This window comes from Rhodococcus sp. NPDC019647 (assembly GCF_044389235.1).
Taxonomy (GTDB): domain Bacteria; phylum Actinomycetota; class Actinomycetes; order Mycobacteriales; family Mycobacteriaceae; genus Rhodococcus_F; species Rhodococcus_F oxybenzonivorans.
In genome coordinates this window covers 1-25,870 of sequence record NZ_JBIRXS010000015.1, presented here as the reverse complement: position 1 = coordinate 25,870, position 25,870 = coordinate 1, and the positions used below count along the sequence as shown (strand labels likewise).

20 protein-coding genes and 3 pseudogenes are annotated in these 25,870 nt (G+C 65.4%); 16 read left to right on the top strand and 7 right to left on the bottom strand.

The genetic code is table 11. From position 1 onward, the window contains the following. Window positions 1-46 precede the first annotated feature (46 nt). The 12 genes and pseudogenes from ACH49N_RS23770 to fgd all read left to right on the top strand — a co-directional run. A complete protein-coding gene (locus tag ACH49N_RS23770; RefSeq protein ID WP_358275048.1) occupies window positions 47-829 on the top strand; it encodes an enoyl-CoA hydratase/isomerase family protein in 783 nt (260 codons plus the stop codon). Window positions 830-884: 55 nt separating this feature from the next. Next, window positions 885-2,351 (top strand): aldehyde dehydrogenase, encoded by a 1,467-nt coding sequence (locus tag ACH49N_RS23765; protein ID WP_358275046.1) that lies wholly within the window; start codon window positions 885-887, stop codon window positions 2,349-2,351. A 32-nt stretch (window positions 2,352-2,383) separates the two neighbouring features. Further along, window positions 2,384-3,589, top strand: coding sequence for a thiolase family protein (locus ACH49N_RS23760; RefSeq protein ID WP_358274886.1), 1,206 nt, complete (start codon window positions 2,384-2,386; stop codon window positions 3,587-3,589). Window positions 3,590-3,722: 133 nt separating this feature from the next. Further along, on the top strand, window positions 3,723-4,667 hold the full coding sequence (locus ACH49N_RS23755) for an alpha/beta hydrolase (RefSeq protein ID WP_358274884.1): 945 nt from the start codon (window positions 3,723-3,725) through the stop codon (window positions 4,665-4,667). A gap of 3 nt (window positions 4,668-4,670) precedes the next feature. Further along, window positions 4,671-6,599, top strand: coding sequence for a 2-oxoacid:acceptor oxidoreductase subunit alpha (locus ACH49N_RS23750; protein ID WP_358274882.1), 1,929 nt, complete (start codon window positions 4,671-4,673; stop codon window positions 6,597-6,599). Between the two features lie 36 nt (window positions 6,600-6,635). Then, the gene (locus tag ACH49N_RS23745; RefSeq protein WP_358274880.1) at window positions 6,636-7,709 is read left to right on the top strand and encodes a 2-oxoacid:ferredoxin oxidoreductase subunit beta; all 1,074 of its coding nucleotides are present in this window, start codon (window positions 6,636-6,638) and stop codon (window positions 7,707-7,709) included. Window positions 7,710-7,772: 63 nt separating this feature from the next. Next, window positions 7,773-8,357, top strand: a complete 585-nt coding sequence (locus tag ACH49N_RS23740) for a flavin reductase family protein (RefSeq protein WP_358274878.1) — start codon at window positions 7,773-7,775, stop codon at window positions 8,355-8,357. 9 nt (window positions 8,358-8,366) lie between these two features. Further along, window positions 8,367-9,542: an acyl-CoA dehydrogenase family protein gene (locus tag ACH49N_RS23735; RefSeq protein ID WP_358274876.1), complete on the top strand. Its 1,176-nt coding sequence runs from the start codon at window positions 8,367-8,369 to the stop codon at window positions 9,540-9,542. Window positions 9,543-9,558: 16 nt separating this feature from the next. After that, on the top strand, window positions 9,559-10,476 hold the full coding sequence (locus ACH49N_RS23730; RefSeq protein ID WP_358274874.1) for an LLM class F420-dependent oxidoreductase: 918 nt from the start codon (window positions 9,559-9,561) through the stop codon (window positions 10,474-10,476). A 104-nt stretch (window positions 10,477-10,580) separates the two neighbouring features. After that, window positions 10,581-11,228 carry a PaaI family thioesterase gene (locus ACH49N_RS23725; RefSeq protein WP_358274872.1) on the top strand — a complete coding sequence of 216 codons (648 nt, stop codon included), beginning with the start codon at window positions 10,581-10,583 and terminating at the stop codon, window positions 11,226-11,228. After that, entirely contained in the window at window positions 11,225-12,154 is a 930-nt protein-coding gene (locus tag ACH49N_RS23720) for an LLM class flavin-dependent oxidoreductase (protein ID WP_358274870.1), read from the top strand. Before ACH49N_RS23725 ends, ACH49N_RS23720 begins: the two co-directional genes overlap by 4 nt. Next, window positions 12,154-13,049, top strand: a pseudogene (fgd, locus tag ACH49N_RS23715) (glucose-6-phosphate dehydrogenase (coenzyme-F420)); the annotation flags it as partial. The gene ACH49N_RS23720 and the pseudogene fgd, both read left to right, overlap by 1 nt. Window positions 13,050-13,089: 40 nt before the next feature. Here fgd and ACH49N_RS23710 read toward each other — a convergent pair. The 5 genes and pseudogenes from ACH49N_RS23710 to ACH49N_RS23690 all read right to left on the bottom strand — a co-directional run. Beyond that, window positions 13,090-13,752, bottom strand: a pseudogene (locus tag ACH49N_RS23710) (IS256 family transposase); the annotation flags it as partial. 48 nt (window positions 13,753-13,800) lie between these two features. Further along, window positions 13,801-15,108, bottom strand: a complete 1,308-nt coding sequence (locus ACH49N_RS23705; protein WP_358274868.1) for a hypothetical protein — start codon at window positions 15,106-15,108, stop codon at window positions 13,801-13,803. A gap of 305 nt (window positions 15,109-15,413) precedes the next feature. Next, entirely contained in the window at window positions 15,414-15,731 is a 318-nt protein-coding gene (locus ACH49N_RS23700) for a helix-turn-helix transcriptional regulator (protein WP_358274866.1), read from the bottom strand. Window positions 15,732-15,733: 2 nt separating this feature from the next. Further along, window positions 15,734-16,786: a site-specific integrase gene (locus ACH49N_RS23695; RefSeq protein WP_250776714.1), complete on the bottom strand. Its 1,053-nt coding sequence runs from the start codon at window positions 16,784-16,786 to the stop codon at window positions 15,734-15,736. A gap of 143 nt (window positions 16,787-16,929) precedes the next feature. Further along, window positions 16,930-17,658 (bottom strand): annotated as a pseudogene (locus ACH49N_RS23690) (IS256 family transposase); the annotation flags it as partial. 154 nt (window positions 17,659-17,812) lie between these two features. Here ACH49N_RS23690 and ACH49N_RS23685 point away from each other — a divergent pair. Then, window positions 17,813-18,265 (top strand): hypothetical protein, encoded by a 453-nt coding sequence (locus ACH49N_RS23685; RefSeq protein ID WP_397504780.1) that lies wholly within the window; start codon window positions 17,813-17,815, stop codon window positions 18,263-18,265. Window positions 18,266-18,411: 146 nt separating this feature from the next. Here the strand turns inward: ACH49N_RS23685 and ACH49N_RS23680 are convergent, their stop codons facing one another. Both ACH49N_RS23680 and ACH49N_RS23675 read right to left on the bottom strand, forming a co-directional pair. After that, complete coding sequence (locus ACH49N_RS23680) at window positions 18,412-19,149, bottom strand: hypothetical protein (protein ID WP_358274862.1); 738 nt, start codon at window positions 19,147-19,149, stop codon at window positions 18,412-18,414. 28 nt (window positions 19,150-19,177) lie between these two features. Beyond that, window positions 19,178-20,218: an MBL fold metallo-hydrolase gene (locus ACH49N_RS23675; protein WP_358274861.1), complete on the bottom strand. Its 1,041-nt coding sequence runs from the start codon at window positions 20,216-20,218 to the stop codon at window positions 19,178-19,180. Between the two features lie 843 nt (window positions 20,219-21,061). On the opposite strand from ACH49N_RS23675, the gene ACH49N_RS23670 reads away from it, so the two are divergent. The 3 genes from ACH49N_RS23670 to ACH49N_RS23660 are packed head-to-tail and all read left to right on the top strand — an operon-like array spanning window position 21,062 to window position 25,574. Continuing rightward, complete coding sequence (locus ACH49N_RS23670; protein ID WP_317768963.1) at window positions 21,062-22,369, top strand: hypothetical protein; 1,308 nt, start codon at window positions 21,062-21,064, stop codon at window positions 22,367-22,369. Further along, on the top strand, window positions 22,366-24,846 hold the full coding sequence (locus tag ACH49N_RS23665) for a ThiF family adenylyltransferase (RefSeq protein ID WP_358274859.1): 2,481 nt from the start codon (window positions 22,366-22,368) through the stop codon (window positions 24,844-24,846). The genes ACH49N_RS23670 and ACH49N_RS23665 overlap by 4 nt, the downstream gene beginning before the upstream one ends. Beyond that, window positions 24,843-25,574 (top strand): patatin-like phospholipase family protein, encoded by a 732-nt coding sequence (locus tag ACH49N_RS23660; RefSeq protein ID WP_358274857.1) that lies wholly within the window; start codon window positions 24,843-24,845, stop codon window positions 25,572-25,574. The genes ACH49N_RS23665 and ACH49N_RS23660 overlap by 4 nt, the downstream gene beginning before the upstream one ends. Window positions 25,575-25,870: the final 296 nt, after the last annotated feature.

Sequence of the window (25,870 nt, the reverse complement as noted above, 5' to 3'; positions counted from 1 at the left end):
CAGTTCGCAACCGAGGCCTTCGGGACATACGCGAGTGGAGCCGATCATGACCGAAACCGTTTTCGACACCATCGAATTCGAGATCGCGGATCATATAGCCACCATCACCCTCAACCGACCGGACCAACTGAACTGCTTCAACGAGGCAATGACCCGGGAAATGGCCGATGTGTGGGCACGGGTGCGGGACGACGACGACATCCATGTCGCAGTGGTCCGTGCCAAGGGGGAGCGAGCCTTCTGTACCGGAGTCGATGTCAGTGCCCCGCCCTGGTGGACCCACCTGAACCAGTGGAACCAGGAAGACCCCGGAGTGCTGCTGGGCCCCCGGCAACACAAGGTGTGGAAGCCGGTCGTCTGCGCGGTGAACGGCATGGCTGCCGGCGGCGCGATGTATTTCGTCAACGAGTCCGACATCGTGATCTGTTCGGAGGACGCGACCTTCTTCGACCCACATGCCAACGGCGGCAGGGTCTCCGCCCTCGAGCCGATCGGCATGCTGGCGCGCGGAATCCCGTTCGGGGAGGTCATGCGGTGGGCGCTGCTCGGCAGCGACGAACGCATCACGGCGCACACCGCTCTGCGGGCCGGAATCGTGACCGAGGTGACCGAACCCGCGCAGTTGTGGGATCGCGCCCACGAACTCGCGGCCGAGATCGCGGGACGGCGCCCAGAGGCCATCCAGGGCACGGTTCGCGCCATCTGGGAATCCCTCGACATGATGCCGTCGATGGCACTGCGCAACGGTCTGTCCTATACCCAGATCGGAAACAGCGGCAGGGACGACGTCGACTCCCGCACCAACAAGCGCAAGCCGCGATTCCGCTGAACCTGCCCCACCGAACAAGGAGTGTGCTGTGAGCAGCAGCGTCGTTACAGAACAAGTGATCCGGTTTCCGCTGCTGATCGGCGGCGCCGAGGTGGAAGCCGAGTCGGGCAGAACGTACGACAGTCTCGACCCGTTCACCAGAAGGCCCTGGGCCACGGTGCCCGACGGTAGCGCGTCGGACGTCGACCGTGCGGTTCGTGCCGCGCGGGAGGCACTGAACGGCCCGTGGGGCCGGATGACCGCGACCGCCCGCGGCAAGCTCATCTGGAAGCTCGGCGACGTCATTGCACAGGAGGCAGACAACCTCGCCGATCTCGAGGTCCGCGACGGAGGAAAGCTGTTGCGGGAGATGGCCGGACAGATTAAGAGCCTGCCCGAGTACTACTACTATTACGCGGGCATGGCTGACAAGCTCGAGGGCGGTGTCATTCCGACGGACAAGCCCAACTACCTCGTGTACACGAAGCACGAGCCAGTCGGCGTCGTCGGGGCGATCACACCGTGGAACTCGCCCCTGCTGCTGCTCACCTGGAAGCTCGCCGCAGGACTGGCGGCGGGATGCACATTCGTCGTCAAGCCGAGTGACCACACACCCGCATCGACGCTCGCCTTCGCGCGGCTGTTCGAGGAAGCGGGCTTCCCGCCCGGGGTCATCAACGTGGTCACCGGATGGGGCCCCGAGACCGGCGCCGCTCTCGCGTCGCATCCCGGTGTCGACAAGGTGGCCTTCACCGGTTCCACCGGTACGGGCATCAAAGTCGGTCAGGCCGCCCTGGAGAACATGACCCGGTTCACGCTCGAGCTCGGCGGCAAGTCGGCTCAGGTCGTGTTCCCCGACGCCGACCTCGACGCCGCTGCCAACGGGGTGATCTCGGGGATCTTCGCCGCGACGGGACAGACCTGCCTCGCCGGATCGCGCCTGCTGGCGCACGAGAGTGTCGCCGAGGAACTGGTGTCGAAGATCGTGGCCCGGGCATCGACGATCGTCCTCGGCGACCCCCGGGATCCGGCCACCGAGATGGGCCCGGTCTCCAACGAGCCGCAGTTCCGGAAGGTGCTGTCGCACTTCGAGTCGGCGCGCGAGCAGGGAGCGACCATCGCCTACGGTGCAGAAGCCGTGGAGGAGCTCGGGGGATACTTCGTCAAGCCCACCGTCCTGACCGATGTCACACCGGACATGCGCGCTGTGGCTGAGGAGGTGTTCGGACCCGTGCTGGTCGTTTCCACGTTCACCGATGAGGACGAGGCCGTCGCGGCGGCGAATGGCACCGAGTTCGGTCTCGCGGGTTCGGTGTGGACCAAGGACGTTCACCGTGCGCATCGGGTGGCAGGCAAGCTGCGTGCCGGCACGATCTGGATCAACGCGTATCGTGCTGTCGCCCCGAGCGTGCCCTTCGGCGGCATGGGGGCCAGCGGCATCGGCCGCGAGAACGGTATCGACGCCGTCAAGGACTTCACCGAGACCAAGGCCGTGTGGGTCGAGCTGACCGGCGACACCCGTGACCCCTTCACGCTCGGCTGACCCCGCGCATCCCACTATCGAAGGACTGGACAGTGTCAGAATCAGGAAAGATCGAAGCCGTCATCGTCGCCGGAGCCCGTACTCCCATCGGTACGGCATTCAAGGGCACTCTGCGCGACACCACCGCCATGGAACTCGCCCGTGTCGTACTCGAAGAAGTGCAGAAGCGCGCCGGGCTCGAGGTTTCGCAGATCGACGACGTCATCCTCGCCGAGTCCAACTACGGCGGCGGCGACATCGCCCGCCACGCGGCGGTGGTCACCGGCATGCTCCAGGTGCCCGGACAGGCCGTTAACCGGCACTGCGCGGGCAGCCTCACCGCGATCGGCAACGCCGCCGCTTCCGTGATCTCGGGAGCGGAACACGCGATCATCGCCGGCGGCACTCAGTCGACCTCCACCGGCCCGCTACAGAAGTTCCGCACCCCCGGAACCGCCGACGAGTTCACCAACAGGTGGATGCCGCCGACACACCCGGACTCCGCCGAGGCGCCCAACATGGACATGTCCATCACGGTGGGATGGAACACGGCACGTGAGGTCGGTATCACCCGCGAGGAAATGGATGCATGGGCACTCAGGTCCCACGAACGGGCGCTCGCCGCAATCGATTCCGGTGCCTTCGCGGACGAGATCGTCCCGGTGCAGGCGCTCCAGTCGGATGGCTCGGTGGTGGAATTTTCCACCGATGAACATCCGCGCCGCGGTTCGACCGCGGAGAAGCTGGCGAGCCTGAAGGTCCTTCATCCCGAGATCGAGGACTTCGCCATCACCGCCGGTAACGCCAGCGGCATCAACGATGCTGCCGCTGCGGTGGCGATCGTCGGCAGCGACCTCGTGGCCGAGGCCGGACTCACACCCCTCGCCACCGTCAAGTCCTGGGCGGCGACGGCAGTCGACCCGGCACGCACCGGACTTGCCGTGCTCGACGTGATCCCCAAGGTGCTCGACCGGGCCGGAATCTCGATCGCCGACGTGGCCCTGTGGGAGATCAACGAGGCGTTCGCGTCGGTTCCCATTGCCGCGTGCAAGAAACTCGGTATCGACGAATCGATAGTGAACACCGCCGGTAGCGGATGCAGCCTGGGTCACCCGGTGGCCGCCTCGGGCGCGCGGATGGTCGTCACGCTGATGAACGAGCTGCGTCGACGGGGTGGCGGTTACGGCGTCGCGGCGATGTGCGCTGGTGGCGGTCAGGCCGGCGCAGTCGTGATCGAAGTCCCCGTCCCGAAAGACTAGAAATGAACATAACTGTCAGATAAAGTGAAGGAACGGCGGCCCGGGCGGGTACCTCAAGTCCTCGCCCGGGCCGCCGAGACAAACTCCCGGTGTGGCTCCAAGCGCGGCGCAGCCCAAAAGAAAGGCGGTTCGGATGGAGCTCGACGTAGAGCCTTCGGACGTTCCGGAAACGCTGAGCATCCAGGGGTCGGGGCTTCAGCTCTCGGCAGACCGGTGGAAAAGCTCTAGCGTCAGCGGCAAACCCGCTGGTGTCGTCCTCCTGCTGCACGGCGGCGGGCAGACGAGGCACTCATGGCGCCGAACCGGTGAACGCCTGGCGGCGGCCGGCTGGATCGCGTACGCCGTCGACCTCCGCGGCCACGGTGACAGCGAGTGGGACAAATCAGGCAACTACGGCATGTCGATCATGATCGAAGACGTCCGGTTTATTGTCCAGCATGTCAGAAATGAACACCGCGATCTCCCGGTGGCCCTGGTCGGCGCCTCTCTCGGTGGCAAGGTGTCGTTGATCGCGATCGGTGAGGATTCCGAGCTCGCACAGGCACTCGTGCTCGTCGACATCGCGGTACGTGTCGAGGTGGCGGGCGGACAGCGGGTCCGGCAGTTCATGAGGAGCGCACCCGACGGCTTCGGCTCCCTGGAGGAAGCCTCCGAGGTGATCTCCGCATACAACCCACGCCGCCGCCAGTCCGGCAACCTCGAAGGCCTGAAGAAGAATCTCCGGCTGCGCGACGGTCGATGGCACTGGCACTGGGATCCCCGTGTGATGTTCAACGACCATGCGGGTTCGCATCCCGATACGCCGGTCAGCGCAGTCATCTACGAACGTTCGCGCCGAGCGGCACGCAACATCACCTGTCCGGTCCTGCTGGTACGAGGCAAGGAATCCGACGTCGTATCCGACGAGGGCGTCGCCGAGATGCGCGAACTGATACCGCACGCTCGGGTCGTCGACGTCAGAGATGCCGGCCACATGGTGGCGGGGGACGACAACGACATCTTTACCGCGAGCTTGCTCGGGTACCTAGACCAGGCGATTCGGGCTCACGCCCAGGAGTCGTCGAAGGGAAGTCAGTAGCAGATGGAATCCACCACTCAGACGGCGACCGGACCGGTCACCAAACTCGAACAGGTCGTCATCCGTATCGCCGGCGACTCCGGCGACGGCATGCAGTTGGCCGGTGATCAATTCACCGCGGAAGCAGCCGCCTTCGGCAACGACCTCGCGACGCAGCCGAACTTCCCCGCCGAGATCCGGGCGCCTCAGGGAACCCTTCCCGGCGTCTCGAGCTTTCAGATCCAGATCGCCGAGTACGACATCCTCACGGCGGGTGACCGCCCGGACGTCCTCGTCGCGATGAATCCGGCCGCGCTGAAGGCGAACATCGGTGACCTGCCTCGCGGTGGCACGCTGATCGTCAACAGCGACGAGTTCACCAAGCGGAACCTGTCGAAGGTCGGGTACGACGGCGACCCTCTCGGGACCGCCGAGTTCGATGACTACCAGGTCCACGAAATCGCCATGGCGACCCTCACATTGGGTGCGGTGGAGTCGGTCGGGCTGGGCAAGAAGGACGCCGAGCGGTCGAAGAACATGTTCGCACTCGGAGTTCTGTCCTGGATGTACGGACGGCCCCTCGCCGCCATCGAGGAGTTTCTGGGCAGCAAGTTCGCCAAGAAACCGGACATCGCCAAGGCCAACGTCCTGGCACTGCGGGCCGGGTGGAACTACGGCGAGACCACCGAATCGTTCGCCACGAGCTTCGAGGTGGCGCCTGCGACGCTGCCCGCCGGCACCTACCGGCAGGTCACGGGCAACACCGCCCTGGCCTACGGGTTGCTGGCAGCAGGCCGGACGTCCGGAATGGACGTCTTCCTCGGTACGTACCCGATCACGCCGGCCTCGGACATTCTGCACGAGCTCAGCAAGCACAAGCACTTCGGCGTCGTCACCTTCCAGGCAGAGGACGAGATCTCCGGCATCGGCGCGGCGCTCGGTGCGTCCTACGGCGGTGCCCTGGGCGTGACGAGCACGTCGGGTCCCGGACTCGCACTCAAATCCGAGGCGATTGGGCTGGCCGTCATGACGGAACTGCCGTTGGTCATCGTCGACGTGCAACGAGGTGGACCCTCGACCGGGCTGCCGACGAAAACCGAACAGTCCGACCTGCTGCAGGCCCTGTACGGCCGCAACGGGGAATCCCCGGTGGCGGTGATTGCGCCGCAGTCGCCCGCCGACTGTTTCGATGCCGCCCTCGAGGCCGCGCGAATCGCCGTCACCTACCGCACTCCCGTTCTCGTGTTGTCCGACGGTGCCATCGCGAACGGCTCGGAACCGTGGAGTATCCCGGACGTCGGCGACCTACCTCCGATCGATCCGGCGTTCGCCGTCACCGGGCAGGGTGGTGGCGCCGACGGCGGCTACCTGCCCTACGCCCGTGACCCGCAGACGCTCGCCCGCGACTGGGCTGTTCCCGGTAGCGCCGGTCTCGAGCATCGGATCGGTGGACTCGAGAAGGAAAACGGCAGCGGCGACATCTCGTACACCGACGTCAACCACGAACTGATGACCCGGATTCGGGCGGCGAAGATCGCCGACATCGAGGTTCCCGATCTGGTCGTGGATGATCCCGACGGTGATGCCGACGTGCTGGTGATCGGCTGGGGCTCGTCGTACGGGCCGATCGGTGAAGCCGTCCGGCGAATGCGCCGTGGTGGCAACAAGATCGCTCGTGCGCACCTGCGGCACCTCAATCCCATGCCGGCGAATCTTGCGGAGGTCTTGACCGGGTACCGGCGTGTCCTGGTCCCCGAGATGAACCTCGGCCAGTTGTCGATGTTGCTGCGTGCCCGGTTCGACGCCGACATCCAGCCCGTCACCAAGGTGTCGGGGATGGCGTTCCGGGCGGACGAGCTGCACGAAGCGTTCCTCGAGGAGTTCGGCGGAACCCTGGCCGCCTCCGAATCGGCCAAGACCCCGGCTGCCCGCGCGGCCGTGGTCACGCGCTAGCTCTGCGACCCACAGTTCTTCGATTGGAGCTCTCCCATGACCAGTGTCATCCCGTCCGACCTTCGTGGATTCGAATTGGGGCTCAGTGCCCTCGATACCGTTCCGAAGTCGGAGGTGCCGATGAAGGCGAAGGACTTCGCGTCCACCCAGGAAGTACGCTGGTGCCCAGGTTGTGGCGACTACGTGATCCTGGCAACCGTCAAGAGCATGCTTCCGCAATTGGGACTCAAGCGGGAGAACATCGCGTTCATCTCGGGCATCGGCTGCTCCTCCCGCTTCCCGTACTACCTGGAAACGTACGGCGTGCACTCCATCCACGGCCGGGCACCGACCCTCGCGACCGGCCTGTCGGTCACTCGTCCCGACCTGTCGATCTGGGTGGTCACCGGTGACGGCGACGCGATGTCGATCGGCGGCAACCATCTGATCCACGCCCTTCGCCGCAACGTGAACATGCGAGTCCTCATGTTCAACAACAGGATCTACGGCCTCACCAAGGGGCAGTACTCACCGACCTCGGAGGTCGGCAAGGTCACCAAGTCCACACCGATGGGCTCGGTCGACGCGCCGTTCAACACGATGTCCCTCACGGTCGGCGCCGAGGCAACCTTCGTCGCTCGGGCACTCGATTCGGACCGTGCCGGCCTCACCGAGGTGCTGATGGCTGCCGCCCGCCACCGCGGGACCGCATTCGTCGAGATCCTGCAGGACTGCCCCATCTTCAACGACGGCTCGTTCGACGCCCTCCGTAAGGAGGAAGCGGCGAAGCGATTGATCCCGCTCCGGCACGGTGAGCCAATCACGTTCGGCAACGACGGCGAACTGTGTGTCGTACGAAAAGGTTTCGGATTGCAGGTGGCGAATACCGGTGATGTCGCACCACGCGACATCGTGATCCACGATGCCCACACCGACGACCCCGAGTACGCCTACGCGCTCTCGCGTCTGTCGGATCAGAGTCTGAACTACACCGTCACCGGGATCATCCGTTCGGTGACACGCCCCACCTACGACGACGCAGTCCGGAGTCAGGTGACGGCGGCGAAATCCACCGGGGGTGCCGACCTGCAGGCCACCCTCAACGGCCACAACACGTGGACCATCGACTGAGCTCATGCTCTATCGCTGGTTCGGCGATCACCGACCAACAGACCCGAGATGAAGGAACACACCATGACCGTCGATACCGATGCCGCCAACAAGGTGCTAGCCGGGCTCCGACCCTTCCCCGTCGCCATCACCACCGTCGACGGTGGGTTCGGCAACGGCCTCATGTCGCTGTCCGCGGGCTCCGCAAGCATCATTCCCGAGGCTCCGCGCGCCACCATCAGCCTCACCAAATACAACAAGACCCACGACATGGTCGCCAACTCCGGCATCTTCGTCATGCACATGCTCAGCGCCGAGGACGATCAGCTCGAAAAGTCCCTCGAAATCCTGATGACGCTCGGTGGCAGTTCGGGCCGCGACGGGGACAAGCTCTCGAAGCTGCGCACCAAGACCGGGGTCACCGGAGCCCCGATCCTGCTCGACGCGCACAGCTACGTCGAGGCCCGCATCGTCGGCACGCTCGACGTCCAGGAGAGCTCGATCTTCGTCGGTGACGTCGTCGCAGCCGAAATCTTGAATCCCGGCCAGCGCTTGAAGATCAACGAGGCCTGGGGCAAGCTCCCCGAAGAGTGGATCGCCCAGTACGACGCGAACCACGAGCCGCAGCTCGCCAACGCCCGCGAGCGACGCTTCGGCCAGAAGGTCTAGGAACGGCCGATGACCACTGTGGAACAGTCCTCAGTCACCGGTGCCTGGGAACTGCCCGAAGAATTCCGTATGCTGCGGGACACGGTGCGCAGATTCATGGAGTCGGAGGTGCATCCCCTCGAAGCAACCCTGCCGCACGACGCGGCCGGCCTGCCTCGCGAACAACTGATTCCGTTGCAGGAGAGGGCGCGGTCGCTCGGGTTGTGGGCGATGCAGACGCCGGAGGAGTTCGGTGGTGCCGGCCTCAGCGTCCTGGGGCAGGTCGTCGTGGCCGAGGAGGCAGCGAAGTGCCGTATGGGTGCTTTCTTCCCGGCGTTGGGTGCGTTCGGTGGCAATCCGCCGAACGTGATGTACAAGGCGACGGAGGAGCAATTCCGCAAGTACGCACAACCGATCATCGACGGCACGGCAACCAAGGCCTATACGTCGATCAGTGAGGCGTCCGGGGGATCGGATCCCGCACGGGCGATCAAGCTCAAGGCAGTCCGCAACGGCGACCACTACGTGCTGAACGGGAGCAAGATGTGGACCAGTCACGCCGAGAAGGCGGACTGGGGCGTCGTCTACGCCCGGACCGGGGAAGGCCGGAGCGGAATCTCCTGTTTCATCGTGGAGAAGGACACTCCGGGGATGTCGTTCCACCGGATCGGAGTGATGGCGTCGTTCGCCCCGTACGAGCTGCATTTCGACGACGTGCGCATCCCCGTAGACAACCTGATCGGTGAGGAGGGCAGAGGGTTCGCCCTCGCCTCCGACTTTCTGGTGCACGGCCGGATCATCTACGCAGCCGGACCCATCGGCATCGCGCAGACGGCCCTCGACATGGCGTGCCGGTGGGCGAAGGACCGGGAGGTGTTCGGCGGCACACTCGCCGACAAGCAGGGTGTTCAGTGGATGCTCGTCGACTGCGAAGTCGAGCTACGGGCCGCGCGACTGCTGATGTACCAGGCGGCGTGGAATGCGGATCTCGGCAAGGACGTGCGCACCGACGCCTCCGTGTCCAAGATGTACGGCACCGAGGTGGCGTACAAGGTGATCGACCGGTGCATCCAGATCCACGGCGCTCTCGGGCTCTCCGACGAACTGCCACTCGAACGGTGGTTTCGCGACCTTCGCGTGAAACGGCTGGGCGAGGGCGCCACCGAGGTCCAACGGGTGGTCATAGCCCGTGACCTGCTGAAGTGAAGGGGAACCCAGGGACATGGATCTGAAATTCAATCTGATGTTCCCGATGCGTGCGGTGAAGCACTACCCGCAGTGGATCGGCGACAGCAGTCTCGGGCAGGTGGCCAAGCTCGTCGAGGACGCCGGGTTCGACGGGTTCTCATTGAGTGAGCACCCGTACCCGGACAAGAAGTGGCTGGCCAACGGGGGTCACCACGCCTTCGACCCGTTCGTCGCATTGAGCATGGCAGCGGAGGCGACGACACGGATCCGACTCATCACCTACGTGATGGTGGCCGCGTATCGCAGCCCCTACCTCGGGGCCAAATCGGCAGCGAGCCTCGACCTGCTGTCGGGTGGACGGCTCACCCTCGGCATGGCCGCGGGCTATCTCGAGACCGAATTCAAAGCGCTGGGAGCAGATTTCGCCCGGCGCGGGAAGTTGCTGGACGAGGCGATCGCCGCGATGCGCGCCACCTGGGTGGGCGAAGATCACGGCGGTCCGGAGTTCGGATGCAGCAACCACCTCTCGCTCCCGCTGCCGGCGCAGCCCGGTGGGCCACCGATCTGGATCGGGGGCAACAGCACGGCGGCCCGACGTCGCGTCGTCGAATCGGCGGACGGCTGGATGCCGATGGCGCAGTCCGAGCAAATGGCGGAAATCACGAGAACTCCGCCGCTGGAAGACACCGACAGCCTCCGCGAGATGATCTCCGCGCAGAACAAGAAGCGGGCCGAAGCCGGCAAGTCGTCCATCGACGTCTCGTTCGTGCCCTTCGAGAAGGAACTGCAGCGATCCGGCGATTCGACCGCATTCTGCGACGCCCTCGCGCGTCGGTTGAGCGCCTACGAGGACGCCGGCGTCACCTGGATCACGATCGAGCCATCCAGTCGAAGTATCGAGGACTTCACGCGCGACATCACGATGATGAGCGAACGGCTGATCATCAGATAGACCCCAGCGGTGCCCGGGCACGACACATCGGGCGGACCCGCGCGTTCCGATGGAGCGCGCGGGTCTCCGCTTCCCACGATCAGGAGCGACACAAAGGAGTCACAGTGCCCGAATCAACTGTGCCAAGTGAACAATCCGTGACGACGGCCCCCTATCAACCGGGCGAGTGGGCGCGAGGCGTGGCGGAGGAAATGCCGGGGAGCCGCGAGTTCGGTGAGCTCGTCGATACATTCCGTGAACTGCAGTCCGCACTGTGTGCGGCAGCGCCTTCGGTCGAACTCATGGCGCAATTGAACCGGGAGTTCCGGGATGCGGCGGAGCGGCTGACCGAGTTCAGGGTGCCCGAACTCGAACGCTACCCGCGCCGGCCCGATCTGACCGGCCGGGGACATCCGGTGCTGATCCCGTACACGGTCCAGGAATTACGCGACCGAGACATGGTCGCGGTCGTCGAGTTCACCGACGCCCAATTGGGCGGCAACGGTGCCGTCCACGGCGGCACCATCCCACTACTGTTCGACGATCTGCTCGGGATCTTCGTGAGTATCAAGGGACAGCCGGGATCGCGGACGGCGTTCCTGAAGGTGAACTATCGGAAGATCACTCCCATCCACAGGAAGCTGCGAGTCGATGCATCCATCGACCGGATAGACGGTCGCAAGACGTGGATCACGGGACGGCTCCTCGACGGCGACGAACTGCTGGCCGACGCGGAAGCGCTGTTCCTGCGACTGCTACCCGGTCAGCCGTGACGGCCGATGTACGCCGCCGGATGCGTGACCTGCAGTTCGGCGTCTACGTCCCCCAGTTCAAGATGGATGTGGCCTCCGTACTCGCGACCGCGACAGTGGTGGAAGAGTGCGGGTTCGATTCCTTTTGGCTGATGGACCACCTCTACGCGCCGGGCGCTCCTCCGTGCGACATGCTCGAAAGCTGGACTCTGCTGACGGCAGTCGCGGGTGTGACGTCGCGGATACGACTCGGCCACCTCGTCGGATGCAATCCGTTCCGGCATCCCGCGCTGCTTGCGAAAATGGCCGCCACCTTGGACCAGATCAGTGGTGGGCGGCTTGACCTGGGACTGGGCTGGGGCTCCGTCGAAGCTGAATTGACCGCGTTCGGATTTCCGCTCGGATCCAATCGTGAGCGCTCGGAAGCGTTGGGGGAGACTCTCGAGATCCTGGAACTGATGTTCACCGGTGATCCCTTCGACTACGAGGGTCGGCATTTCCAGTTGCACAGCGCGTTCGGACTTCCACTTCCCGTGCACGGCCGGATTCCAATTCACATCGGTGGCGGTGGCCCGACGCTGACCATGCCGCTGGTCGCCCGGTACGCCGATTGGTGGAACTGCGTTGGGGGAGCGCGGAACAGACTCGGGGAACTGTCCGAGCTGAAAGGTCGAGCTCGTATCTCCGCCCAGTACGCCGTCGGAGTGGCAGCGGACGAATCGGACGTCGAACACGTGGCAGCACTGACTGCGCGGCGGATGCCGGAATCTGCGTGGGGCACCCCCCTCGTCGGCACTACCGCGCAACTGGTCGAGCAGATTCAGGAGGAACGCGAACGCGGAGTGGAACTATTTGTCCTCCGGTTCCACGACTTCGCCGCCGCAGACACCCTCAAGCGTTTCGCGGGTGAGGTTCTGGAACCACTCAAAGCATTGGTAGAGGCGTAATGATGAAGTTGGGTTACAAGGCGTCCGCGGAGCAGTTCGGTCCGCGGGAGTTGGTGGAGCTGGGTGTTCTGGCGGAGGCACACGGTATGGATTCGGCGACGGTGTCGGATCATTTCCAGCCGTGGCGGCACGAGGGCGGTCATGCGCCGTTCTCGTTGGCGTGGATGACGGCGGTCGGGGAGCGCACGTCACGGTTGCAGTTGGGGACGTCGGTGATGACGCCGACGTTCCGGTACAACCCGGCGGTGGTGGCGCAGGCGTTCGCGACGATGGGGTGTCTGTACCCGGGGCGGATCATGCTCGGCGTGGGTACCGGTGAGGCGCTCAACGAGATCGCGACAGGCTTTGCGGGTCAGTGGCCGGAGTTCAAGGGGAGCGGTTCGCGCGGCTGCGGGAGGCGGTCCGGTTGATGCGTGAGCTGTGGCTCGGCGACCGGGTCGACTTCGAGGGTGAGTACTTCAACACGAAGGGGGCGTCGATCTACGACGTGCCCGAGGGTGGGATTCCGGTGTACATTGCGGCCGGTGGTCCGGTGGTGGCCCGGTATGCCGGTCGGAGCGGCGACGGGTTCATCTGCACGTCCGGTAAGGGCATGGAGTTGTACACGGAGAAGTTGATGCCTGCGGTCGCGGAGGGGGCGGCGAAGGCGGACCGTGATGTGGCGGAGATCGACAAGATGATCGAGATCAAGATTTCGTATGACACGGATCCGGAGTTGGCGCTGGAGAACACCCGGTTCTGGGCGCCGTTGTCGTTGACGCCGGAGCAGAAGCACAGCATCGATGATCCGATCGAGATGGAGAAGGCGGCGGATGCGTTGCCGATCGAGCAGGTGGCGAAGCGGTGGATCGTGGCGTCGGATCCGGATGAGGCGGTGGCGCAGATCCGCCCGTATGAGCCTGTCAATACTTCTGTGTAAGTCGTTGCGTATCCGGTTATTTGACGTACCCGGCCAGGCGGTCGGGGTAGGCGAGGACGAGAGCGCCGAGCGCGGCGCTCCAGCCTTGGACTCTGGCGCCCTCGACGAGAGTGGGTGGTGCCTTGCGGTGGTTGCGATCGGTGCCCCGTTCCTTGGCTCGGTCGCGGGCCCGTTTGGCCTCGATGTCGCGGATGGCCAGCCACAGCAGTTTGACCACGGCCTGGTCGTTCGGGAAGTGTCCGCGGTTCTTGATGATCTTGCGGAGTTGATAGTTCAGTGACTCGATCGAGTTGGTGGTGTAGATGATCCGGCGTATCGCCGGGGCGAACCCGAGGAACGGGATGAACCGTTCCCAGGCCCGCTCCCACACCCCGACCGCGGCCGGGTACTTCCGTCCCCAGTCGGACTCGGAGAACTCGAGCAGTGCGGTCTCGGCGGACTCGACGGTGGGCGCGGTGTAGATCGGCTTGAGGGCGGCGGCGACCTTCTTGCGGTCCTGGTAGGCCACGAACCGCATCGACGCCCGGATCAGATGGACGGTGCAGGTCTGCACGGTCGAGGTCGGCCAGGTCGCCTCGATTGCCTCCGGCAGGCCGGTGAGCCCGTCGCAGCAGGCGATCAGCACGTCCCGGACGCCGCGGTTTGCCAGCTCGGCGCACACCCCGGCCCAGAACGTGGCGAAAGCGCACATGTTCGCGCGAACGTGTGCGAGGTGGCGCCTGAACTGTCACGGGTTCGCCAGGCGGGCGGTGTCGACGTAGTCCGAGAGGTAGGCGATGACGGCCTCGTTGGTCATGCCGTAAGCGGCGGCGACGAGTTTGGCGTCGACCGTGCCGACGAGGTCGACCAGCCGGGTGGAGCGCAGGATTCTGGGTTGAAGATCGACCGCGCGCAGGGTGTGCTTGACGTAGCTGTCGGATGCGGCCGTGCGGGTGGCCTTGGTCTGCATGGTGATCAGCACATGGGGGTTGCTGCTGCCCAGGTTCCGACGGTGCTGCAGGCAGCGTTGCAGCGCGGTCCAGGTCCACGGGTCCAACGGAGTGGGCTGCGGTCGACGCCCCAGCCTGATGCGGTACTGGTCATGGTCGATGTCGTCGTCGGTGAGGTGCTGCAGGTCCTGGGTGGTCGCGCCGTGCAGCAGGGCGGCCAGTCCGACGAACGCCTCGTGCGGGTGCACGTCCGGGTCGGTGCTCCATCGCCGGAACAATTCGCGCTGGCGGTCGACGGGAAGCGTCGGTCCGCGGAATGCCATGGTCTGCGGCGCTTGCACCCCTGCGGTGGGGTCGATGAGCAGCAACCGTCGGCGCAGCGCGTAGCGGCAGAACTGCCGCACTCCGGTCAGATAGAAGGAGCGCCGGCGGGGATGCGCGTGCAGGAACGCTTCGACATCGCCGACATCGACTACGGCCCAATCGATTTTGCCGCGGCGGGTGGTCAGAAACTCGGTGAAGTCGCGCAGGGCGGTCAAGCGCGCTTCGAGCGTGGCGTGCCCGCGGGGCTGGGTGCCGGTCCGGCGGGCACGGTCGCGGCCGGCGACCAGGTGCTCGGCGAACCCGATTACCGCCGGTTGCAGGGGCGCGGGCACCGCGTCGATGCGGGACTGTCGGCGGACGGCGGCGCGGCGTTCCTCCCGGTCCGGCGGCAGAGCCAGCTTGCTCGTGGTAAGGAAGTCCTCGAGGGCCCGCGCGAGCGGCACATCGGAGGCGACAGCGGCCAGCAGTGCCTGCGGATGCACCGGGGCATCGTCGGTCAGGTGCTTGCCGAGTCGGGTGAGCATGGCGCACGCGCGACTGGGGTGATGGCGGCCGATCAGGTAGGCGGCGAAGGTGCCCAGCCAGCTTGGCGGATCATCCAGTGCTTCGGCGAGATTGGTGGCGCGGACGGCGATCCTGTGCGGCGAGCGTTCCCAACAGTATCGGCACCGCCCGGCACCGTAGAGCCGGGTGACCCGACCGCAGTCGATGCAGACCGCATCCGGATTCGGTGGCCGGCCCGGATGTGAACACGGGCCGCACCAGCCCGTGTCGGATCGCAAGATCCTGCGTTTGCTGCAGCGTGGGCAGTCGGCTCGATCGGCGTCTCGCCGTTGACGTCGGAGACATTCCTTGCACAGGTCGCGGTCGACGAACAACACCGGGGCCTGACACTGTCGGCAGGTGCGCGAGCAGCGCACGCAACGACCGGTGCCCGGCTGCAGGACCCGGTCGGCACCGCAGCCCGGGCAACGATATTTGACCGGAGCGTGCGAGGCCGCCCAGTGGCAGCGTGCACACAGGTCACGGTCGGGTTTGCCGACCGCGCGACCGCAGCGGCGGCAGTCCCGGATCCGGCGGGTCATGCTCAGATCGGCGGCATCGACCGGCCCCGCCGCGACGCCTGTGTGTCGTTCGCCGCGACCTTGGTCGGGTCCGACGAGATCGGTTGTGCGACTGGGGTGGTATCGATGTCGAACAGGTCGTTCGGTGTGCACTCCAAGGCGGTGCACAGCGCGATCAGGGTCGTCAGCTTGAGCTGGCTGGGCTGTTTGGTGAACAACGCCGACACCGACGCCGAGGACAGTTCCAATCCGGCCTTCTCCGCGAGCAACCGTTGCAGCTGGGTGCCGGTCCAGACCTCGCGTTGAGCGGCGGCCATCCGGAGTTTCCACCTGATCTGCATGCTCACTCCTGTCCGGTCAACTCGGTCAGGGTCGACGAGATCGCGCGCTGGTAGGCGTCTTCGATGAACGTTTCAGACGGGCGCACGTACCGCATGGTCGACGCCACCGTCCAGTGGCCTAGGAGTTGTTGGATAGCAACCAGATCCACACCGCGCTCGTAGTTGTGGGTGGCGCAGGCACGGCGCATCGCGTGCGGGCTGAACCACTCCGCTTGCGGCCGTCCTTCCACGCTCATCAGGTGCCGCAGCCGGTTGCGGATCGTGGCCGCGGCCATCCGGCCGCCGGACTCGTCGCACAGCAGTACCGAGCTGTCCGGGAACCGGCCACGCACGTCATTGAGATACCAACGCAGCACCAGATCCAGCCCGTCCAACATCGGCACCCACCGGGGCCGGGGCCCGGATCCCCTGGCGCCCTTCCCGAACCGCACATGCAGCTTGCCGAACGTGCCGCGCCCGAAGTGCACGTCACCGCGGTCGAGCATCACGACCTCCTCGGCGCGCAGCCCGGCGTGATACAGCGTGCGGAACAACGCATAGTCCCGGGCGGCCGGGCCGTACTTGCGGGCGGTCGCAATCCGCGCCTTGAGGAACTCGAAGAACGCCGCCACCCGCTCCGGCGCCGGCGGCGCCTCCGCGGCCGGTGCGTCGTCGCTGACGTGGCGCGCGGCGTTGAACTCGTCCAGCGGACAGGCCAGCCGCACCCCGAACGCTGCCTCGATCTCCGCCGCTTTGCGGACCTCGAGGAACCGGTGAAACCCCTTGAACACTTGCAGATAGTTCCGCCGCGTCGACACCGCCCGGCCCGAGCTGGCCAGCTCGCCCACCACCCGGTCGACATCGGCGGCGGTCACCTCCCACACCGGCCGACCCAGCCCCGCGAGCATCCGCTCCAGCACACCGACATCGTTCGCGATCGTCGAGTCCGCGAACCCACGCACGGTCCACGACGCGACGAACGCCTCCACGCATTCGGCCTGGAACCGCAGCGGATCTCGCGTCGCCACGACCGGCGTGACCTCGCCCGGGATCACCCGCAGTCGCCCGTCACCCACCGCACACCTTCCTCACACCTGGGGTTTCATGGCAGTACCTTAACTTGCGGGCTTACACCTCGAAGATCAACGACACGCCGATCAGTGGGAAAACCTCAGGCAGCAGCACGAAACTCCGGAAAGGAACCTGTGCGCGTTCCATATCCCTCGGTGTTCTGCACCCAGATCCCGAGTACGTGTTTGATCCCGTCGAGGTCGACGCCGACTGCGATGTGCGCGGATTTGCTTCTGACCTGGTGATTCTCACGGACTTTCACCACCAGTGCGTCGAGATACACGATCGGGTAGATCTCTTCGAGCGGCCGGGACTGCCAGGCCTTGACCTCGTCGAGGACGGCGTCGGTGATCTTCGAGATCGTCTCGTGCGAGAGTTCGGTTCCCAGGGTCGATTCCAAATGAAATCCGATGTCACGCACGGTCATGCCGCCGGCGTAGAGAGAGATGATCATCTCGTCGAGGCCGCCGAGGCGGCGTTGGCCCTTCGGGACCAGTGCCGGGGCGAAGGTCGACGCCCGGTCCCGGGGCACATCCAGTGGGACGTCCCCGACCTCGGTGGCCACCGTCTTCGGGGATGTGCCGTTGCGGGCGTTGCCGACCTCTCCGGACAATCGCTCGCCCCGCTCGTAGCCCAGGTGCGAGGTCAACTCGGCGTCGAGGCCCCGCTCGAGCACCGCCTTGACCAGCTCCGGCAGGAACCCGCCCTCCCCGGTCAAGGCGACACCACGTTCACCCGCCCGCGTCATCAACGTATCGAGGAACTCCTCGTCGATCAGCTCCTCGCGCAGTCGTCGAGCCGGACCACGGACGGCGTCGGAACCGCCTTGATCGTCGACCTGAGAATCGTCATTCGTGGGATCTGCCAGAACAGACATGCGAACTCCTCTCTCACCCTCTCGGGTAAGGATTCACCGCAACCGCCGTACACAGACCATCTGACACGCCCACGCAGGCCAGCCGCGCCACAGCCCGCCGGGTGGCACCCACGGCCGGGATTGGCTCCTCGATCCGGCACGTCCTCTCAACTCGTTGACCCGGGACTCGCGGAGGACGGCAACGAACCATGCCACGGCAGCCGACGGCACCAGGGATGCCGCGCACCCGCGGAAGGGTGTGCCGGTCACGCACGACGACATCCTCGCCCAGATCACCTTCGGTGTGTGGCCGAAACTGCTTCCCACAAAGATCACTACCGACACCAGCTACCGCGCCCGGCGAATCCTGTGGCAGCAGGCGCTTCATCACGCCTTCCCCCACAACACAAACGATCCCAACGGTTACATCGTCGCCGACCGGGCCGGCCGCCTGCATGGTCTCCGTAACCGCGTCTCGCACATGGAGCCCCTGCTCGGCGTGAACATCACCGCCCGGCACAACGACGCGCTCCGTCTCCTCGCCGCGATCAGCCCCGAGGTCCGGGACTGGTGCGCGGGCATGAGCACGGTCATCGAGATCCGGCGAAAGTGCCCCATCGAGCTCTGACCAGCTCCTGCGGCCACGAGTGCTGCTGATACCTGCCCTTGGCCCCCTCAACTCGTTCGCCGCGGCCGTCTAGAGCAGCCCGAGACCGACGGCGCAGCGCCGGAAAGAGGAGCCCCATCAAGCCGGGGTTTCTGCGCCACGGCACGCTATTCGACAGTGGTGCTGGCGACGATGTGCGCGTGTTTGACCAGCTCGTCCGCATAGGCGTCGGCGCTGTGTCGAACCCAGTCGGCAGTGACGACGCAGTAGAAGAATACCGCCGAGACGATTGCCGCGAAGATGCCGACGATGGGAACTGCGAGGGTGTAGTCAAACGGGGTACGAACGATGGTCACGATGACGGCGGTGGATGCGAGGGCCAGGAGGGTGTCGAGGATGTACCCGACCTTGCGAAGCCCGTACAGGTTGCGGCGGAAGCTGTACCACACCAGATCGTTCTTCAGCTTGGGGTAGGTGTCCTTGCTGCTCGTGCGGGCGATCAAGGTGCGCACAGCGGTCTCGTAAACCTGATCGGCATGGAGCGGGTCGGCGGCCTCCTCCTCTTTGGTGGGGAGTCGGAGCTGGCCCCCGATGAGAGCTTGGACGTTGGCGTGCAAGCTCTGGTGCAGGATCGGGTTCGATGCTGTCGCCCACCGGAGGCGGGATGTGGCCGGCGGTCCACCCCACGATGCCCACAGCGGGCCCTCGACCTTTTTCCCGGCGTCTCTGCCGAGGTGGGCGGCGAGCACGGTGAGAACGAGGATGAGCGGCAGCGGCAGCAGTGTCCACGCCCGATGGACCGCGGGGGACGCCGCGGCAATCAATGTCGCGGTCAGGACGACAGGGAACCACACGACGATCATGGGGAGCGTGCGGGCCCGGAAGTCGAAGGTGTCGAATGGCATTGACGTGTCCCTCCCTATCCCGGGCGGACTAGTCCTCGTCTTCGACGAGGGGTGGCATCGGCGCTACCGTCGACCAGCCCGGGCGACTCGCCTCGTTCTGCAGACACAGCGTCCTGCCCTCGGTGGCGACGACGTAGCCGCCGCGCCGGGAGAGAGCGTTGACCACCTTCGGGGAGGGGTGCTTGGGCGATGCCTTTGCGGAGCTGATGGGAGCGTGGAACGTTCCGACGCGGGTGCCGGGCGCTCCCACGATGCGGTCGAGCAGGGAGGGCGCGAGATTACGGCGGCTGCCATGGTGTGGTGCTTGCAAGATGTTGAGGGGGACGGACTGGAACGGGCCGATGGTGCTTTCGTACTGATCCGCTGCGGCGGACAACGCAGGAATGCCGGCATCGCCGGTGAAGAGGATGCGCCGGTCGTCGACGGTGAGCAGGACGATCGCGGATGTGTTGTTCCGCGGACCGGTCTCCCCGTCCTCACCGAGCGTCTCGAGCGGAAGCGAGGGCAGCACCCACGCGAGCAAGTCACGTCCCTTCGTCATCAAAGACGCGGCCAGAGAACGACGATGTGCCGCAACGCCGGTCTTCTCCTCCTGAAGATGTTGGTCGAGCAGTTCGCGGTAGTACTCCTGCGTCGGTCCGAGGATCTGCAGCTGCCCACCCCACCGCTGCAAACCGGTGAACGGTTCGGAAACGGTGACGCCGCGGCGCTCGGCAGCAGCGATGAGGTTGTCGACCGCTTCGAGGTTGCTGAAGTCCGCCACGTTCGAAGCGTGATTGCGGGGCCGATGAATCAGCAGTTCACCCACGGACAGCGTCTCGACCAGGAACTTGAGCCCGTTGATGTGGTCAGCGTCGGGGTGGGTGGATACGACGATGTCGACATAGCTGGTCTCGTAGTAGGCCTGGATGTGCTCGACGAGACTTTCCCCGGTGGCGCCGTAACCGCCGTCGATGACCACGACCACGGTCCGGCCGTCGTTCAGGGTGAGCTGGGCGGCGATAGCGTCGCCGCTCTTGCTACCTTCGCCGTTCTCGCTTTCGACGGGGAGGAAATCGATCTGGTACATGTCGGTACTCCTACCGAAGGCGATTTGCCGGACCGCGTTGCGCAATCTTTTGCACAGCACGGGGGTAGGGGCTACGTTGACAACGAACCGACCAAGTTCCGCCGACGGGCTCCGCTCCTGTCCGACTCCCGGACTAGGACCGGGGCTTTCGGTGCTTCAAACCCTACACCTAGTGGCCGACCGTGCAACCAACCTCTACATGTTGTGTCACACATATGTGATTCATACTCGGCCGCTTGGGCGCCGGACGGGCGCGTTCGACTACCGGTGAGACCCTGACGCGGGCGCTTTCCGTCGGGGGAAGGGACGACGATCGTGGCTGTCCCCAGAAAGCGGATCAGCCAGCGAGAGTACGACTGAACCTCGCGCTGCCCTCGGTCAGGCGTAGGGCATCTGGCACGGGAGACCGCGGGTGGGCGTCGTCCCCACCTGGCCGTAGCCAGTTTCGGACCTTCAGTTGTGCGCGAGGTCCGACCTGTGGCCAATCGGGAATACCCCAGCCCAGTAAGTGGCGTGATCCCGAGTTTGTCACGGCGTCAAGACCGCCAGGGACGTGTCATTTATCGAGGTCACCGCCCCGCCGTTCCTCCTGTGGTCGTGTCACTTCAGGCGACGGACGCAGGGAAGTGTGCTGGCGACTCGAAGAGGGCCGGCCATCCCGGCGAGTGAACGTGCGGCTTCCAGCTCGCCACCCACGCCTCGGTCGTCTGCTGTGCGGGCGGACGCGGATCTGTGATGACGGCAGGTCACGCCGCCGTTCGCTGTCGGTCGGACCGGTTATCGTTTTCCGAGCCGGGCAAATGCCAGGCGAATCAGCCGGCCGCCGCCGGTGAAGGAGGAGCAGTGGCGAACAGTGAGTTGCCGGACCGCGGTGCGGTGTTCTGGCCTGTTGGTACCGGGGACAGCAGCACGATCGTGCTCGACGACGAGATCGTTATGCAGGTCGACCTGCACGCCCTCGTGATGGCCCAGGATGAGGACACCCCGCACGTACCGGTCGTCGACCGGCTCGTCGAGGCGCTGCCCGTCATTGATGGCACCCCCTACCTGGCAGTGTTCGCGCTGACCCATGCCGATATGGATCACTGCCTCGGATTCGAAGAACTGCTTTCCCGTGTCCGCATCGGTGAACTCTGGGCAACACCGAGAATGTGGCGGGAGTTCGCCGACAAGGATGCTCCGAACCCGTGCACCGATGCGAGGGCGTTCCAGGAGGAGTCCGAGCGTCGAGTCGCCGCCACGAAGAAGGCCATCGAGGCTGGCAAAGAACCAGGCAGTGGTGATCGGATCCTCGTCATCGGCTACGACACCGACCACGACTCACACGCCTACTCCGAACTGCCAGACAAGTACCTGTCCGGGCCAGGGAAGTCGGTGAGCATCCTCGACGAACATGACTGCTCCGACCGATTCGAGGTGTTCTTCCACGCCCCGTTCGTCGACGACTGCGCCGCAGAGCGGAACGAGACGTCGCTGGCGATGCAGATCACCCTCACCGCCGACAGCGGTGTCAACGGCAAGATGCTGCTGTTCGGCGACCTCGCGCACGACACCATCATGAAGATCTTCAACTACAGCACCGCCAAAGGGCGCCCGGAGCGGCTGGAGTGGGATCTATTGCTCGCGCCGCACCACTGCTCGAAGAAGGTCATGTACATCCCGGTCGACGGTGAGGATGTCCTGCAGGAGGACGTGCTAGACGCCTTCTCCGCCAACGCCCGTCACGACGACGTCGTTATCGTCAGCAGCAGCGACACGTTCCGTCCCAAGGATGAGCCGGGGATGAACCCGCCGCATCGGAAGGCCCGCGACCGGTACCAGGAGATCGCCGAGCTTATCTGCACGATGGCCTGGGGCGACGAGCAAGCTCCCTCGCCCGTCATATTCGGTGTCGACGCGTCCGGAGCCCGAATTGTGCGGGAGTCAGTCTCCGCACTCACAGCCAGCGCCGGGTTCGCCAAGTCCGCCGACACTGCCAGCCGACGCCGTCTGGGCGCTGTGACCGCTGCCGCGGTGGCCGTGGCGCAGGCACTGCCGGAAACGACCAGCGCGGCGACGCAGCCGACCGGGCCGGAACGAGTGCAGGATGCGATCGCCGCCGACCGGGGTGGCGCTAGTGCCCCCGACTCTCCCGTTGGATTCGGTCGTTGAGCGATCTCGCTGCGGCGCAGCTGACGGCCCTCGCTGCCGCAAGTGACGGTGCGATCGAACTGATCGACCAGTCCCGTGGCTCCCGTGCGACGACGTTCACCGTCTCCCTGGACACCCACGGCATCGAGACCAGCAACGGGCAGATACGAATTCGCGCGCGTGAGCGGTTCGAGTTCGTCGTGCCGGACACCTTTCCGTACAAGCCCCCCATCGTGCGGGTTCCCCACACCCGCTGGGCAGGCACCCCGCACGTCCAATGGAGTTCGCAGCTCTGCATCTACGCCGCACCGTCGGTGGAATGGAATCCGGCCGACGGAATGCGCGGGCTCATCGCTCGACTGATGCTGTGGCTGCAACGAGCTGCGGAGGGAACACTCGACCCCGACGGTCAGCCGCTACATCCCCCGGTGGCGTACTCGACCTACGACAATGGGTGGATCGTGATCCACCCTGACCTTGGCGCCCGCGTCCCATGGGCGGCCGGTGGTTCGGAGCGCACCAGCACCCTGTACGCGTGGTGCGGCCGTCACGGTAAACGGATCGATGTCGTGGAATGGCTGACCCTTGGCCAGGTGCGTGACCGTGTCCTCGCCGACGAACTTGAGGCCGTCGACGCGTCGGGGCGCCCGTACTTTGTGACACCGGCGTTCTTGATCAGCGACGAGCTGGGCTTCGAGTACCCGGCCAAAGCAGCAGCTCTCGCCGAGCACCTCGACGGGGCCGGAATCAGTCGAGAAGAGTTGCTGCACGCGATCACCATCGCAGCCCTCATCACCGCTCATGTTGCGAACCGAGCCGGATCGGATCACAAGGCGCCGGCCGCGCTGATCCTCGGTACCCCGGCCCGGCGGGTCGAGGGCACAGGGCGACTGGCGCATCTGGTGGCGTGGAAATTCGACGAGCTCGGAACCAACATCACCGAACTGCTCGGCGACGTCGAACTCCTCTCATCCGAGCCCCTGAAAGGCAAGGTCGCCGATCTCGCGACCAGCTGGCTCAGCTTCGCAAAGGCAATGTGGATGGTTGTTTTCGAAGACCGCCCCGAGGTCACCCGTCGGCGTGACACAGATACCGCGGCGACCTGGTTGCATGGGAGACGGGTCCTTGTCCTCGGTTGCGGCGCACTCGGTGCCCCGATTGCCGAGCATTGCGTACGCGCCGGCGTATCCGCTCTAACGGTCGCCGACAAGAGTGCCGTATCGCCGGGCATCCTGGTCCGCCAGCCCTACACCGACGCCGACATCGGTTATGCCAAGTCGTTTGTACTGGCCAACCGACTCAGTGAAATCCGAGATGACCTGTCGGTGCAGTACACCAATGATGACGTCGTGACGACCTACCTGAGCGGTGAGGCGGATCTGCCCCCGTTCGACCTCGTCGTCGATGCAACCGCCGACGGCGGCGTCCGAGCGGCACTCGAACATGTCCGCGCGCGCCAGCGCAACGGCTGGCCACCAGTGGTCACCGCACTGTTCGGCCACGACGCCAACCGTGGGCTAGTCACCGTCGCAATGCCGGGTGCGACTGGTGCCGGCCATGACATCCTTCGCCGCACGGCAGTCGAGATCCTCGGGTCGGCCGCGGGGGCGTGGTCGGATGTGGCAGAGGACTTCTTCCCCGATCCACCTCGCACGGAGATGTTCTTCCCGGAGCCGGGATGTTCGGCCCCGACGTTTATCGGTTCGTCAGCACAGGTGGTGGCGCTCGCGTCCATGCTATTCGTCGAAGCTCTGACCATCCTCGCCGATCACCGCGACGGGTCCGATCGGCGTCCTATGGCCGCCAGCGTCATAAGATTGCCAAGTGTGGCGACGGGCAGGAACACCGTCGATCGACTGACCTGGTCCGACGATCAGATCGTCACCGAGGTCGAGGACGGTGTCGAGGTGCGGATCTCGCAGCGCGCCCTGGCCGAGATGCGTGCCGAGGTACGTCGAGGTGCCCGGCTCCGCGGGGACCACATCGAAACGGGCGGCATGTTGCTCGGTTTCTTCGACGACGCGACCGGCACGCTCTCCATTGATGTAGCGACCGGACCGACCCCCGACAGCAGATTGTCAGCACTGCACTTCGACCACGGAACCGAAGGGAGCCAGGCCATCATCGACCTCCACCGCGCGGCGACCACCAACCGTGTCGGCTTCGCCGGCATGTGGCATACCCACCCCTTCGGTCCGGCATGCCCGAGTGCCACGGACGAAGCCGGCATGGCCTCCCTCGTAGCCCCGGACGGTACAGGGCGACGCGCCTTGATGCTGATCCTCGGAGGTGACGAACCTACGTGGCTCGAGTGGCGCGACCGCGGAACCCCGCCAACTATCTACGCCCGCATCGTCCACCGCCGTCTCGTCGGTGATGGTCCCGCTGCGGTACCCCCGATTCCACCAGCGGCACAGTACTTTCCAGGGGGCTACGGTATGCCGGCACCAGATCCATCCCATCGTGTTTTGTACCGACTACTGGGACGGCGTCGATGAGCTCCGGGACAAAACCACGCATCGGACTGGCCCTGTCCGGAGGGGGCTTCCGCGCCACGGCATTCGGACTCGGGTGCCTGCGCGCCCTGCACGACCGCGACCTGCTCCGCCACGTCCGTGTGGTTTCCGGGATCAGTGGCGGAAGTCTGCTTGCCGCAATGTGGGCCTACGGTCCCGAATCGTTCGCCGAGTTCGACGACTCCGTCACCGAACTGCTCCACCAAGGACTGCAGTTGGAACTCGCACGGCGAGCGGGGAATCCCATCAGCCTGGTCCGGAGCGCAGCAAGCACCACGCGTTCTCTTGCCACGTGGCGTCCGCGGCACTACACCCGGACCAACGGCCTGCACGCGGCACTCGAAGCGAGAGATTTCGGCCGCAAACGGATCGAAGAAGTCACACACTCGGGCCTGGCCACCGTAATCTCTGCCACCGACCTTGAGACCACTAACGCCGTCCGTTTTGGCAGCGCAGTCAGCTCATGTTCTAAGTACGGCCGGATCACCGACCCCATCACGGTTGCTGACGCCGTCTCCGCTTCAGCGGCATTCCCTCTCGCCTTCCCCCCGATTTCGAGGACCTTCACATTCGCGGGTCAAGGCGGCGAGAATCATCGGCAGCGGGTCGTGCTCACCGACGGTGGTGTCTACGAAAACCTCGGGTTGTCACCTCTGTTCCCCGGGAGGTCGGTGTACCACACCGACCACGTATACGAATTGACTATCTGATCTCATCCGATGCCGGACGTGGACGGACCATCAAGTCTTCGTCGGGATACATCGTCCGCAGGCTCCCGCGAAGTTTCGACATCACCTACGAGAAAGCACAGAACGCTGGCCGATCACGCATCCATGAAGCAGGGCGCACGGGGCAACTCCGCGGCTTCGTCCACAGCTATCTGGGCATGGCGGACGCAAATCTGCCGTCATACTTAGTGGTTGGGTTCATAAATTCGTCGGGGGTCATGCCGCTTGTCGGGTTCGGTCGTGGTGGTCGAGTCGTTCGAGGTGTCGGTGCAGGTCCG

What these genes read in the sequence shown, in the direction of transcription:
- ACH49N_RS23770 (WP_358275048.1), top strand. Translation starts at nt 47, where the DNA reads ATGACCGAAACCGTTTTCGACACCATCGAATTCGAGATCGCGGATCAT.
- ACH49N_RS23755 (WP_358274884.1), top strand. Translation starts at nt 3,723, where the DNA reads ATGGAGCTCGACGTAGAGCCTTCGGACGTTCCGGAAACGCTGAGCATC.
- ACH49N_RS23750 (WP_358274882.1), top strand. Translation starts at nt 4,671, where the DNA reads ATGGAATCCACCACTCAGACGGCGACCGGACCGGTCACCAAACTCGAA.
- ACH49N_RS23745 (WP_358274880.1), top strand. Translation starts at nt 6,636, where the DNA reads ATGACCAGTGTCATCCCGTCCGACCTTCGTGGATTCGAATTGGGGCTC.
- ACH49N_RS23740 (WP_358274878.1), top strand. Translation starts at nt 7,773, where the DNA reads ATGACCGTCGATACCGATGCCGCCAACAAGGTGCTAGCCGGGCTCCGA.
- ACH49N_RS23735 (WP_358274876.1), top strand. Translation starts at nt 8,367, where the DNA reads ATGACCACTGTGGAACAGTCCTCAGTCACCGGTGCCTGGGAACTGCCC.
- ACH49N_RS23730 (WP_358274874.1), top strand. Translation starts at nt 9,559, where the DNA reads ATGGATCTGAAATTCAATCTGATGTTCCCGATGCGTGCGGTGAAGCAC.
- ACH49N_RS23700 (WP_358274866.1), bottom strand. Translation starts at nt 15,731, where the DNA reads ATGCAGATCAGGTGGAAACTCCGGATGGCCGCCGCTCAACGCGAGGTC.
- ACH49N_RS23680 (WP_358274862.1), bottom strand. Translation starts at nt 19,149, where the DNA reads ATGCCATTCGACACCTTCGACTTCCGGGCCCGCACGCTCCCCATGATC.
- ACH49N_RS23675 (WP_358274861.1), bottom strand. Translation starts at nt 20,218, where the DNA reads ATGTACCAGATCGATTTCCTCCCCGTCGAAAGCGAGAACGGCGAAGGT.
- ACH49N_RS23660 (WP_358274857.1), top strand. Translation starts at nt 24,843, where the DNA reads ATGAGCTCCGGGACAAAACCACGCATCGGACTGGCCCTGTCCGGAGGG.